This window comes from Mycobacterium sp. (genome assembly GCF_035506235.1).
Classification (GTDB): Bacteria; Actinomycetota; Actinomycetes; order Mycobacteriales; family Mycobacteriaceae; genus Mycobacterium.
Map to the genome: position 1 here is coordinate 1 of NZ_DATJPU010000142.1, position 12,269 is coordinate 12,269.

The 12,269-nt window shown below is 65.3% G+C and carries 12 protein-coding genes and 1 pseudogene; 9 read left to right on the forward strand and 4 right to left on the reverse strand.

The window, feature by feature from the left end:
* The 4 genes and pseudogenes from VMD50_RS13605 to VMD50_RS13620 all read left to right on the forward strand — a co-directional run.
* Positions 1 to 670 (forward strand): annotated as a pseudogene (locus VMD50_RS13605) (ATP-binding protein); the annotation flags it as partial.
* 169 nt (positions 671 to 839) lie between these two features.
* Entirely contained in the window at positions 840 to 989 is a 150-nt protein-coding gene (locus VMD50_RS13610) for a hypothetical protein (protein WP_325428308.1), read from the forward strand.
* A 152-nt stretch (positions 990 to 1,141) separates the two neighbouring features.
* Positions 1,142 to 1,933: an alpha/beta hydrolase gene (locus VMD50_RS13615; RefSeq protein ID WP_325428275.1), complete on the forward strand. Its 792-nt coding sequence runs from the start codon at positions 1,142 to 1,144 to the stop codon at positions 1,931 to 1,933.
* Between the two features lie 186 nt (positions 1,934 to 2,119).
* Complete coding sequence (locus tag VMD50_RS13620; protein ID WP_325428276.1) at positions 2,120 to 2,413, forward strand: recombinase family protein; 294 nt, start codon at positions 2,120 to 2,122, stop codon at positions 2,411 to 2,413.
* On the opposite strand, the gene VMD50_RS13625 is transcribed toward VMD50_RS13620, so the two are convergent.
* Positions 2,376 to 3,947, reverse strand: a complete 1,572-nt coding sequence (locus tag VMD50_RS13625) for a PecA family PE domain-processing aspartic protease (protein ID WP_325428277.1) — start codon at positions 3,945 to 3,947, stop codon at positions 2,376 to 2,378. The genes VMD50_RS13620 and VMD50_RS13625 overlap by 38 nt on opposite strands.
* A gap of 197 nt (positions 3,948 to 4,144) precedes the next feature.
* A complete protein-coding gene (locus tag VMD50_RS13630) occupies positions 4,145 to 5,755 on the reverse strand; it encodes a PecA family PE domain-processing aspartic protease (protein ID WP_325428278.1) in 1,611 nt (536 codons plus the stop codon).
* Positions 5,756 to 5,927: 172 nt separating this feature from the next.
* On the opposite strand from VMD50_RS13630, the gene VMD50_RS13635 reads away from it, so the two are divergent.
* A complete protein-coding gene (locus tag VMD50_RS13635; RefSeq protein ID WP_325428279.1) occupies positions 5,928 to 6,686 on the forward strand; it encodes a class I SAM-dependent methyltransferase in 759 nt (252 codons plus the stop codon).
* Here VMD50_RS13635 and mdlC read toward each other — a convergent pair.
* A complete protein-coding gene (gene mdlC, locus VMD50_RS13640; RefSeq protein WP_325428280.1) occupies positions 6,676 to 8,277 on the reverse strand; it encodes a benzoylformate decarboxylase in 1,602 nt (533 codons plus the stop codon). The two genes, VMD50_RS13635 and mdlC, sit on opposite strands and share 11 nt — an antisense overlap.
* A 197-nt stretch (positions 8,278 to 8,474) precedes the next feature.
* Between mdlC and VMD50_RS13645 the strand changes: the two genes are divergently transcribed.
* Both VMD50_RS13645 and VMD50_RS13650 read left to right on the forward strand, forming a co-directional pair.
* On the forward strand, positions 8,475 to 9,380 hold the full coding sequence (locus tag VMD50_RS13645; RefSeq protein ID WP_325428281.1) for an alpha/beta hydrolase: 906 nt from the start codon (positions 8,475 to 8,477) through the stop codon (positions 9,378 to 9,380).
* The gene (locus VMD50_RS13650; RefSeq protein WP_325428282.1) at positions 9,367 to 10,014 is read left to right on the forward strand and encodes a maleylpyruvate isomerase family mycothiol-dependent enzyme; all 648 of its coding nucleotides are present in this window, start codon (positions 9,367 to 9,369) and stop codon (positions 10,012 to 10,014) included. Before VMD50_RS13645 ends, VMD50_RS13650 begins: the two co-directional genes overlap by 14 nt.
* 30 nt (positions 10,015 to 10,044) lie before the next feature.
* Here VMD50_RS13650 and VMD50_RS13655 read toward each other — a convergent pair whose 3' ends face one another.
* Positions 10,045 to 10,716: a TetR/AcrR family transcriptional regulator gene (locus VMD50_RS13655; RefSeq protein ID WP_325428283.1), complete on the reverse strand. Its 672-nt coding sequence runs from the start codon at positions 10,714 to 10,716 to the stop codon at positions 10,045 to 10,047.
* A gap of 171 nt (positions 10,717 to 10,887) precedes the next feature.
* On the opposite strand from VMD50_RS13655, the gene VMD50_RS13660 reads away from it, so the two are divergent.
* Together VMD50_RS13660 and VMD50_RS13665 are read left to right on the forward strand one after the other, a co-directional pair.
* Complete coding sequence (locus VMD50_RS13660) at positions 10,888 to 11,568, forward strand: cutinase family protein (RefSeq protein ID WP_325428284.1); 681 nt, start codon at positions 10,888 to 10,890, stop codon at positions 11,566 to 11,568.
* A 41-nt stretch (positions 11,569 to 11,609) separates the two neighbouring features.
* Positions 11,610 to 12,260, forward strand: coding sequence for a DUF1345 domain-containing protein (locus VMD50_RS13665; RefSeq protein ID WP_325428285.1), 651 nt, complete (start codon positions 11,610 to 11,612; stop codon positions 12,258 to 12,260).
* Positions 12,261 to 12,269 lie beyond the last annotated feature (9 nt).

Genomic DNA, 12,269 nt, shown 5'->3' on the forward strand with positions numbered 1-12,269 from the left:
TGGTGGTCAGATCCTGTTGGCCGAGTCAACAGCGGTTCTGCTCAGTGGAGTGGATCTGCTGGATCTGGGGCCGCGACGGTTGCGGGATGTACCGATGCCGATCGGGGTGTTTCAAGTCCGAGCAGCGGGACTAGGCACGGAGTTTCCGCCGCTGCGGGCGCTGGATACGACTCCGGGAAATCTGCGGCCAGCCACCACCAGCTTGATCGGACGCGAGTCCGAGGTCACCGAGATTCAAGCGGAGGTCAAGGCGCATGGGTTGGTGACGTTGACCGGCGTGGGCGGGGTCGGCAAGACCCGTCTGGCGTTGGAAGTCGCGGCGCGGTTGGCCGATGAATACCCCGACGGCGTTTGGCTTTTCGAGTTGGCAGCGGTCACCGATCCGGCGTCGATACCCGATGCGGTGGCGGCGGTGCTGGGCATCACCCAGCAGCCGGGCAAGACCGTCAGTGAGTCGGTGGCCGCTGCGTTGGAGGGCCGAGTCCGGCTGCTGGTGTTCGACAACTGCAAACATGTGCTGGACGCCGCCGCCGATTTGATCGAGGCCATACTCGCGCGTTCGGCGACCGTGAGGATCCTGGCCACCAGCCGCGAAGGGTTGGGGGCGGCCGACGAGCAGGTGTGGCCGGTGCGCTCTCTGGACGCGACAGGGGGAATTGACTCGGCGGCGGTGAGCCATCCGCAACTATTACGACTCAGGCAACGTCACCTACATCCCTCTCGCCCTGGCGACTCTCGCGGTCTTCCTCGATCGCCTCGGACGCCTCGAACCGGCAGCCACCATCATCGCTTTCGCACCCAATCCCCTCACCGCGTCGACATTCCCCCAACTCAGCAGAGTGAGCGCGCACCTGCGGGATGTCCTCGGCGACCAGACCTACGAGTCGCTCGCCCACAAGGGCGAGACGATGACCACCGCCGCGATGGTGACCTACGCCTACGACCAAATCGACCAGGCCCGAGCGGAACTGAACTCCGTGTCGAAATAGGACAAGATATGAGCGTCTTGAAGCCGTCCATCACTTGGCTGGGATCGGGGTCCCGAAGCTGGGCAGCTTGCCGTTGCCCTTTCCGGAGCCGATGATGCAGGGGCTCGCGCCTATCATGATCTTGATCTGGCGGCGGGTTTGGGGGCGCGCCGATGCTTGAAGTCATCGACAAGGGGTGTGCCACCGCATCGCATCCAGTCCCGCTGCTCTTCGTTCATGGTGCCTACCACGCTGCGTGGTGTTGGGATGAGAATTTCGTGGACTATTTCGCCGACAAAGGGTTTCGTGCCCTTGCGGTGAGTCTGCGCGGTCATGGCCAAAGCACTCGGTGCACACCCCTGCACTCGTGTTCCATCGCCGATTACTTGGAAGACGTAAGGGCGGTAGCCGACAAGCTGGGTTGCGAGCCAGTGTGCCCATCGGACACTCCATGGGGTGCCTCGTCGTGCAGAAGTACCTCGAGAAGTACCGTGCCCCAGCTGCAGGTCCTAATGGCACCCGCGACGCCGAAGGGGGTCCGACGAAGCGTGTTGCGTATGGTCTGCCGTCACCCATGGATCTTTATGCGTGCCAGCACCTTTGGTAGCTCAGCCGATTTAGTCAACACCCCGGCCCTGGCCCGCGAATTCTTGTTCTGCGGCCACACCCCCGAAGCCATCGTCAAATCCTGCGCGGCCCGTATGGAGCCGGAGAGCGCGCGTGCTGGACTTGATCAAATGTTTGTCCGTCCTCCCAAAGGTGACCGTGTGACCGCACCGGTGCTTGTTCTCGGCGCAAGATACGACGGCTCCCGAATTGGCGACACGGACGTGTCGTCTACGGCGCGGACGTACGAGACCGAAGCCGAGTTCTTTCCCAACATGGGACACAACATGATGCTGGAGCCAGGTTGGCGTGACGTTGCCGATCACATCTGCGAATGGCTCGCTACAAAGAACCTTTGATTACCCCTCCTGTGCTCGTCCACCTTCAGTTCCGTAATAGGCCGCTGTCCCGCCGACGTCGTCTCGAAAGAGACCATATTTGAGACACCACCCCGAGATCGGCCGTGCCGCTTGATGTCCCAGGTGACGGTGTCTTAAGTGTTAGTCTCAGAAATAGGTGTATCGAATGCAGGGTTCACCGTAGTTATGAAACCGTCACCGTCTGTATCGGTCACCCAGGGCCAGCGGATCGGTTACGCCAGGATAAGCACCGTCGCTCAGACTCTCGATCGACAGAACATCGCTTTGGAAGCGGCGGGCGTGACGAAGACGTTCTCGGACATCATGTCCGGCGCGCTCGACCGCCCCCGGCGACTAAGCGGGAACTCGCGCCGTTGCCTACGAATACGGCGAATTCGATTGCGCCGGCTGTGGCATGTTGCCGGTAGCGGTGTGCCTCAGATCAGTTGTAAAGGGTCATGGTGTCGGCGCCGTAATTGATGTACGTCGGGTAGATCGCGTAGGGCGCATACCCGGTATTCATCAACCCGCTTGAGATCGACGTTGGGAAGTAGGTCGTGTTGTAGACGTAGTAATACAGATCGTGGCCGTTGGCGGAGACTACGATCGTGTCTCCCGGTGACGCGTTCAGGCTCGCCGGGAGAGTTCCGAAGACACCACCGGAATCGACAATCGAGGCAACGGTTTGGGGTGTCCCGCCATTGACGGTCACGGTCAAGTCGGTAATCGGCGCCCCGGTAAGGGTGGTGATCGCCGACCCCACGCCTGTCGTCGGCGCGGCGCCGAACTGCAGGTAAGGGTTGGTCGCGACTTCGTTGATGAGTAGGCCCTGACCCAACGAGCCCGGCAACGCCTGGGTCGCAATGCTTGGGCCCGGGCCGGTCGCATTCGGTCCGACACCCAGCACGCCGGCCGCACCGTCGGTCGCGAAGAACGACTGGAACGTCAAGCCGTTGTTCATCGCGGACTGCACAGACGTCGGAAACGCGAAGAGCTCGACGTCAACCGGTGTCCGCGCGGTGACGAGTCCGCCGCCGAAATTCACCGGTGCGTTGTATGTGGCGTAGATGTAATCCAATCCCCCGCTGTAGCCGCTGATGCCAAACCCGGTGGGTAGGCCGAGCTCGAGCAGCCCTACTAGTCCCCCGACTTTCGTGAATGGGATGACGAGGCCCTCGGATCCGGTGTCCACGAGCAGGGGCACGGCGGATCCGGTGCCGACCGAGGCGTTCACCAACGGCTCGGTGCCGCCGAAGATCGTCAGCGGGGCGGTTGCTGTCCCGCCGGTAATCGTGCCGCCGAGGGACACCGACGACCCGCCGATCAGCGGAAAGCCGAACAGCAACTCGGTGGGCGCGTTGATGACGTTGATGGTGTAGTGCTCGACGGTCGCGAGCAGCCCGGTAATGGGATTGCTGGCGGCCGAGGTTGCCGAACTCAGTGCCGAGCCCACCGGGATGCTGGCGATCGCGGCGGATGCCTGCGCCGGCAGGCTCTGCAGCGCCGCTTCCCAGGACGGCAATTGCGCCACCGCCGCCGAGGCTCCGCCGTGATAGCCGATCATCGCGGTCACGTCCTGGGCCCACATCCGCTCGTAGTCGGATTCGGCAGCGGCGATCGCGGGGGCGTTCTGCCCGAAAAGATTCGAAATGGCAAGCTGCACAACCCGATTGCGATTGGCAGCCACAAACGCGGGGTGCACGATGGCGGCGACCGTGGAATCGAATGCATCCGCTGCCGCCTGCGCCTGTGCGGCCGCCGTCTGGGCCTGGGTCGCCGCTTCGCTCAAGTAAGCCGAGTACCGGGCGGCGGTCTGCATCATCGCCGCCGACGCGGGTCCGTGCCAGGCCTGGTCGGCCAGCGCCGAGGTGATCGAGGAGAACGACTGCGCCGCGGTGCCCAACTCGGTGGCCAGCGCGTCCCATGACGCCGCGGCGGCCAGCATCGGCGCCGAACCGGGCCCGGTATGCAGCAACGACGCGATGACCTCCGGTGGAGACGTCAGGAAACTCATCCCCGGGGGTGTCCTTTCCGCTCAGCTTCCCCCCAGGAACGGCACCTCACGCCACAGGTCAGACCATCGGGCGCGTCACAGCACCGGTACGCCCGACTTTAGGAAAACTCGCCCCGAAAATCTCGGATTTCACCGAACCGGCAGCCAGCAGCCAAGCCGCGGCCTGGGGGCGCACGTCCATCTGGCGAAGCCTCAGATCACTGGTAAATGTTTGAGTTGCCAGTGGTGTAATCAATGTAAATTGGGTGATCTTGGAAGATCAGGTTCCCGGTATTCATCAACCCGCTCGAGATCGGCGTCGGGAAGTAATCCCCGTTATAGGTGAAGTTGTACAGCGGCGTGCCGTCGGGTGCGCTAACGAAGATCTGTTGTCCAGGCTGCGCGTTTAGGCTCGTCAGGAGAGTCCCGTCAACACCACCGGAATCGACGATCGAGGGAACGCTTTGGATAGACCCAGTGCCGACCTGTACTCGGAGGTCGGTGATAGGCGACCCATTGAGCGTCGTGATGGCAGATCCTAGGTTTGTTGGCGCCGCACCGAACTGCAGGTAAGCATTGGCTGCGGTTTGGTTGATCAGCAGACCCTGACCGAACGAGCCCGGCAAAGCCTGGAGCGGAATGCTGGGGCCGGGGCCGCCCGCGTTCGGTCCGACACCGAGAACGCCCGACGCGCCATCGGAAGCGAAGAAGGACTGGAACGTTATGCCGTTGGTCATCGCGGACTGGATGGACACCGGCCAGGCGAACAATTCGACGTTGACCGGGGTCAACCCGGTGACGAGCCCGCCGCCGAAATTCACCGGCGCGTTGTAGGTGAGGTAGAGGTAGTCCAGTCCCCCGCTGTAACCCCCGATACCGGCTCCCCTGGGGATGCCCATCTCGAGCATTCCCAGCAGTCCCCCGGCCCTGGTAAAGGGGACGACGAGGCCCGTGGATCCGGTGTCGACCAGCAGCGGGATGGCCGATCCGGGGCCCACTGAGGCGTTCACGATCGGCTCGGTGCCGCCGATGATCGTCAGCGGCGCGGTTGCCGTATTGCCGTTTATCGTCGCGACGCCGCCGGTCGACTGAGGCCCGGAGGGGATCAGCTGACGCCCGAACAACAGGTCGGTGGGCGCGTTGATCACGTTGATCGCGTAGTGCTCGAATTGGCCGACGACGCCGGTGACGTTCTGCTCGACGCCCCCGAGCAGCCCCACAACGGGATTGGCGGCAGCCGACGAGACCGGACTCAGCGCCGAGGCCGCCGGGCTGCCCGCCACCGCGGCGGACGCCTGGGCGGGCAGGCCCTGCAGAGCCGACGCCCAGGACGACAGTTGGGCCGCGGCCGCCGACACTCCGCCGTGGTAGCCCACCATCGCGGACACGTCTTGGGCCCACATCTGCTCGTACTCGGCCTCGGTGGCGGCGATCGCGGGGGCGTTCTGCCCGAACAGGTTCGAGAACACCAGCTGAATCAGCTGGCTCCGGTTGGCGGAGACCAACACGGGGTGCACGGTGGCGGCCAGTGCGGACTCGAACTCACCGGCGACTGCCTGGGCCTGCGCGGCAGCCGTTTGCGCTTGCGTCGCCGCCTGGCTCAGCACCCCGGTGTACTGCGCCGCGGTGGACAGCATCGCCGTCGAGGCCGCCCCCTGCCAGGCGTCGCCGGCCAACCCGGACGTGATCGACGAGAACGACTGCGCCGCCGAACCCAATTCGGTGGCAAGCCCGTCCCACGCCGCGGAAGCGGCCAGCATCGGTGCCGGGCCGGCGCCCGCATGCAGCATCGCCGAGATGACCTCGGGCGGCGACGTCAGGAAACTCATTCCCTGGGTGTCCTTCCCCTCTACCCCACAGCCACGTTCTGTACCGGGGACGGGCACCTCACGTCACAGGCCCGTATGCCCGACTCTAGGAAAATCCGGCCCAAAATTCTCGCTATTCACCAAACGTTTCCATGCCGACAGCGGTGCGTGCCAACACGACTACCGTGGCGCTGTGACCGGTCGTCAAGAGCGCGCGATGTCTTTCGGGTCGATCGCCCAGGACTACGACGGGCTGCGGCCGCAACCCCCGCGGGAGGCGGTGGACTGGCTGGTGCCGCCCGGGTGCGGCGTGGCCGTCGACGTCGGCGCGGGCACGGGACTGTTCACCCGCACGCTGGTCGGCGGGGTTGCCCAGGTCGTCGCCGTCGAACCCGACGCGCGCATGCGGAGGGTGCTCGCGGCGCGGTCCCCCGGCGTCCGCGTCGTCGAGGGCCGCGGCGAGTCGATTCCGCTTCCCGACGCGTCGGCGGACGCGGTGTTTGTCTCGTCGGCGTGGCACTGGATGGATCACGAACGGGCCGTCCCGGAGATCGGCCGGTTGCTGCGCGACGGCGGCCGGCTCGGCCTGATCTGGACGAGCCGGGACCGCGAGGTGGACTGGGTGCGCAACCTCGACCGGCTGCCGGGCGAGGAGGCTTCAGCGGCCGAGTCGGCAGCGCGGGCGCGGCGGCGTCTGGACGTCGTCCTCCCGGAGCCGCCGATCTTCCACGACATCGCCCGCGAGACGTTCCGGTTCGTGCGGACCATGACGGTCGAGGACGCGGTCGCGATGCTGGGCACCTACAGCAGGGTCATCGTCGCGTCCCCGGACGCCCGCGCCCGGAGGCTGGCCGAAGCGCGCGCCGCCTTGGAGGCGCGGTTCCCCGGGGCCGACATGATCGACATCCCCATGCACGCGCGTTGTTGGCGCGCCGATCGGATCAGACGTTGACCCGCGTGGTGCGCGCGTTGATGAGGGTAGGCCTCTCGCGATCGGCGATGCCGGCTTTCACCAACTGGATAACGTCGTCGGTCGTGTCTGCTTCGTAGGCGTCGACGCCGTAGCTGGCGGCCGTGGCCACGACGTTGAGACCCGGTAAGTCGAGTCCCGGGACCCCCGGCGTCTTTTCCCACATGCCGAACTCTTTCACCACACCGTATTCGGCATTGGACGCGACCACGATGGTCAACGGGATCTTGTAGTGTGCTGCGGTCCACAACGCTGTGATTGCGTAATGCATCGAACCGTCGCCCATCAGGGCCACAACGGGACGATCCGGAACCGCCAGTTGAGCGCCGACGGCCGCGGGCAGTCCAAAGCCGAGCCCACCGCCGGCAGCCGACAGGTGCGACAAGGGGTTGCCGGGCCGAATGCTGTTCGTGATGGCGAGTTCGTTGCTGCCTGCTTCGCTGACCCACAGTGTTTCCGGGGGCGCGGCTCGCCCGACTGCCGTCCACAGTGCTTCCGGCTTCAGCGGTGTTTGCGCGCTTTCGAAATTTGGGATCGGGGCACGCGGCGCGGGGGCGGACCGGTGGCTCGGTCTCGCGGCGGCGCACAGGGCCGCGGTCGCGCTGGCCAGGTCGGCGACGATCGCGTCGCCGACGGGGGCGCGGGCGGCCTCGTCGGGATCGTTGGTGATGTGAATCAGGCTTGCGCCTTCGGGCAGATACGGTCCGGGCACTTGCGGGTAATACCGGAAAACCGGGGCGCCGATCGCGAGCACCAGATCGTGTCCGTTCAGTATCTGCGAGATCCAGCCGGCGCCGGGCGGCAAGGCGCCTTGATACAGCGCGTGGTTCTCGGGGAATCCGCTCCAACCCGTCAGGGGGGCGGTCCACACGACCGACTGCGTGCGTTCGGCCAGCCCGACGACCGCGTCCCACGCGCCATAGCGTTCGACGTCGCCGCCCACGATCAGCACTGGCGATGTCGCGGATTCCAGTCGAGCGCAGATCTGTTCGGCGAGTTCCGCGGGGAAGCCGGCGGCAGACGTCACTGAGCGGTCGCGCACCGCCGCGATATCGGCCGCCTGAGTGTCGTCGAGATCGACCGGCATGTCATCCATCGGCAGCGAGACGAATACCGGCCCCATCGGGGGCGTTGTCGCCAAGTGGATCGCGTGAGCAAGCACGGCGGGGGCCTCGCTGGCGACGGCCGGCTCGGCCGCCCATTTCACGAAGGGCCGGGGCACGATGGTGGGCTCGATATTAGTGAGCAAGCAGTATTGGTTCTGCATCGTTCGCCGCTGGTTTCCCGCCGTGACGATGAGTGGGGTCTTGTTGACGAAGGCGTTGTAGAGCTGCCCTTGAGCGTTGCCCATCCCCGGGGCAGTGTGCAGGTTGACCAGGGCGGGCCGACGCGTGATTTGCGCGTACGCGTCGGCCATCCCCACCGGAACCATCTCCTGCAGCCCGAGCAGATAGCGGAAATCCTGTGGGAAGTCTTGCAGCAGAGCCAATTCCGACGATCCCGGGTTGCCGAACCAGGTCGTCAGCCGGTGTGAGCGGAGCAAGTCCAGGACGGCCTCGCGGACAGTGGTCATACTGCCTCCAAATCGTCGAGTGGGCGGCGGGCGGCGATCCGCCGTCCGGATAGCGCTACCCCTACGTAGGCTGCGGTCCACCATACGTACGTCGTACCTAATCCCGCAACAGCTGGCTGCGTCCGCGTCGCTTGACAACTATAGGTACGCCGTACGTATAGTCCGGCGTACACCGTACGTATAGAGAGTGGTGCTGGATGCATGGCAAGATTGCGCAGACGAACCGCGTCAGCTTCGATTCGCACGGTACGCGCTGCGCGGCCTGGGTGACGTATCCGGATGGCGAAAGAGCCCACCCCGCAGTGGTTCTCATTCATGGCTTGGGCGCCAACCACCAGATGATGCTGCGCCGGTATGAGCAAGCGCTCGCCGGAGCGGGGATCGCCACCTTGGCTTTCGACTACCGGAATACCGGCGAGTCGGAGGGAAACCCGCGCCAGCGGATCGCCATGCGGCGCCAGCACAAGGACGTCGCGGCTGCGCTCGAGTTTCTTCAGGCCGACCGCCACATTGACGCCAACAGAGTCGGCCTGTGGGGCACCAGCCTTGGTGCCATGCATGCGCTGCGGATGGCCACTGAACGTCCCGACGTCGCGGCGGTTGTCGTTCAATGCCCAATCGTGCACGGCCCGGGCGCCGTCCTGCACTCCGGCATCGCTCCCCTGCTTCGCATGACGACGCCCATTGCGCAGGATCTGTGGCGAGCCGCCTTCAACCTGCCGCGACGATACGTGCCCATCGTGGGCCCACCCGGCTCGTCGGGCGTCGTGACGGTACCGGGTGCCGTAGAGGGATGGAACTCGACCGCCACCGACGGAGCGACGTTCGACAACCGAATTGCGGCGGCCAACGTCCTGGGGCTCGCGATGATCAGCGCCAAGAGGAAGGCTACGCGAATCAAAGCTCCTGTGCTGGTGTGTGTTTCGAGGCGTGAGACGCTGATGGACGTCAAGCATGTGTACGCCGTTGCGCGCAAAGTGCCGAACGTCGTCATCCGCGCCTACGACGGCGATCACTTCGAGATCTACCACCCACCACTGGTGGCGGAGCTGTTGGCGGACCAAACCGCTTTCCTGCGAAGGGAGCTCCATGTCGGCTCGTGAGATGCTGGCCGAACACGATCGGATTTTCGTCGAGTTCGCGCGGACCCTTGCACCATCGGACTGGAAGCAGCAGAGCCTTTGCAGCGAATGGAGCAACCACGAGGTGCTCGCGCACCTTGTCGGCGGGTACAGCATCTCGCTGCCTTCGTTGGGGTCGGCGATGCTCGTAAACCGGGGAAGCTTCGACGGCGCCAACACCGCAGTGGCCCGGCGTCTGGCCGGGCGGCAGACGCCGACGGAGCTGATCAATACGCTTGTCGGGCTCATTGAGCATCCAAAAGGCATCGGGAAGCGGTTCCCCGCCGGTCTTCTCCTGGGCGATCACGTGTTGCATCACCTGGACATCGCATTGCCGCTTGGCCGCGAAGTCCTTATTCCCGGCCGCATCGTCGATGCCGTTCTCGAGACCGAGGTGCGTGTCCCCAATCCTTTTGTGCCCGCGAAAACCAACGCGGCAGGGCTATCGCTGCGCACAACTGACACCGGATGGAGCTTCACCAACGGCAGGGCGGGCGCCGATTCCCATGTCGAGGGCCTCGGCATCCATGTCGCCGCGGCGCTCGGCGGACGTCGCTTCGCGTTGACCTCACTCGAGGGTGCGGGAGTGACCCAGTTGAAGGACAGACTTACCTAGCCCACGAGATCGCGTTTGCGGAAGCGACTTTCAGCCCTTTCTCGCTTGCAGGCGCCGCCGCGGCCCGCTTGCTGTCCCTTCCAGCCCGCTGACGAACATTTGCAGGCCGCGCTGAAAATCCTGTGCGGCAGTCGATCGTCGGGCCACATCGGCCAACGACGCCACGTGCGGGAATTCGTTCCGAGCAAGCTCTTTGATTCGTGTCGCACCAACGCGGTTCGCCTCGTCGTGAAGGGGCGTGCCGGCGAAGATGCCGGCGAATTCGGCTTGCGCGGATCCCGTGACGAGCGCCAGCGTCGCCCGGAACGCCGCAAGGATCTGGACTTGATCCAGATGTGATCGTGACAGGGCCTCAATCATCCGCTCCGCCGGGGCATAACTCCTTGCTGTCACCGGTCGCCGTGTGACGATCAACGGAATGGTGTTGGGATGCGCTCGCAAGGTCTCCCACAGGGCCGTCGCGGCCGCCACCAAATCAGCGCGCCAATCCGTCGTCGGCGCCGGTAAATCCAGAGAACTCATGACCGCGTCAACGACCAGCTCTTCCAGGCCGTCGCGGCCGTTCACGTAGTTGTACAACGTCATCGGTCCGGTCCCCAGCCGCGACGCGACCACCCGCATGCTGAGCCCGGCTACCCCATCGCGCTCCACGATCTGAAGCGCGCATTTGGCGATCTCATCGACCGTAAAACGGGCTCGCACCTCACCGTTCCCCTCTCGAATAGTCCGCTCAGCCAACGCAAACCGCGCGTAACGCACCGGTCGGGCCGTGCCGCGTTTAGTACAGTGTACGTATAGTGCGGAATTGCGGATAGCAAATGCTTCGAGCCAGCCACGGCGTTGGAGCTGGCCGCGGTATGTCAGGATCTGGGGATGAATTCACGCTTCCTTGCCCGCATCGTTGGTGTTTCGGCCGTGACGGCATGCGCGGCAATGGCCGCGCCCGCTTTCACTTCCGTCACTCCGGGCGCGTCCGCCGACCCCTGCACCGACGTCGCGGTGGTCTTCGCGCGCGGCACCCACCAGGAGCCCGGCCTCGCAAACGTTGGGCAAGCATTCGTCGACTCGCTCACCTCACAGCTCGGGGGGCGATCCGTCAGCGCCTACGCGGTCAACTACCCGGCGAACGACGACTACCACAACAGCGCGACGGCCGGCTCCAACGATGCGAGCGCCCACATCCAGGACGTCGCCACAAGCTGCCCCAACACGAAAATGGTGCTCGGCGGGTACTCCCAGGGCTCGACCGTGATCGACCTCGCCAGTCAGGCGCTACCGGCCCCGGTGGCCAATCATGTCGCCGCCGTCGCCCTGTTCGGCGAGCCCACCAGCGGGTTCTCCAGCATGTTGTGGGGCGGCCAGCCGCTGCCGACGATCAGCCCGGCGCTCGCCGGCAAGACCATCAGCCTGTGCGCCCCCGACGACCCGATCTGCTCCCCGGGCGGCAACATCATGTCGCACATGTCGTACATCAACAACGGGATGGTCAACCAGGCCGCGACGTTCGCGGTCAACAAGCTCGGCCCGGCGCCGCAACAGGCCCAGAACGGCTAGCCTCGTCCGGGCACGCTTCTGATGATGCTTAGGTCGGAAGTGTGAGATCCCTCGTCGAGTTGTCCCGCGACACCGTCGCGGTCCGGATTTTTCTGGCCGTGCTGCTCGGCGTCGCCGTCGCACTCGCGGTGGGCAACACGGTCGGCTGGCGCTTCGCGCTGGTCGGCTGGGTCGTCACCGCCGGCGTCTATGTCGGGTGGACGGGACTCCTCCTCGGCGGAATGGACGCCGAACAAACCCGCGCCTATGTGACCCGCGAGGACCCGACCCGATGGGTCGCCGACGCGGTCATCGTGTCGGCGAGCGTCGCCAGCCTCGCCGGGGTGGGCTACGTGGTGGCCGCGGGGTCTCACTCCGGCGCCAAAGCCGTGGTGGCCGCGCTGCTGGGGATCGCGGCCGTCGCGGCGTCCTGGTTTTCGGTGCACACGCTGTTCACCGTGCACTATGCGCGGCTCTACTACGTCGAGGAACCGGGCGGCATCAACTTTCACGACCCCGAGCCGCCCCGATTCCGGGACTTCGCGTATCTGGCCTTCACCGTCGGCATGACCTATCAGGTGTCGGACAACGAGATCGGGCTGACGTCCATCAGGGCCACGGTGTTGCGCCACGCGCTGCTCTCCTACCTCCTCGGCGCGGTTGTCCTGGCCGTCACCATCAATTTGGTCGCGGGGCTGGGCTCCAAGCTGTAGCGCCGGGCT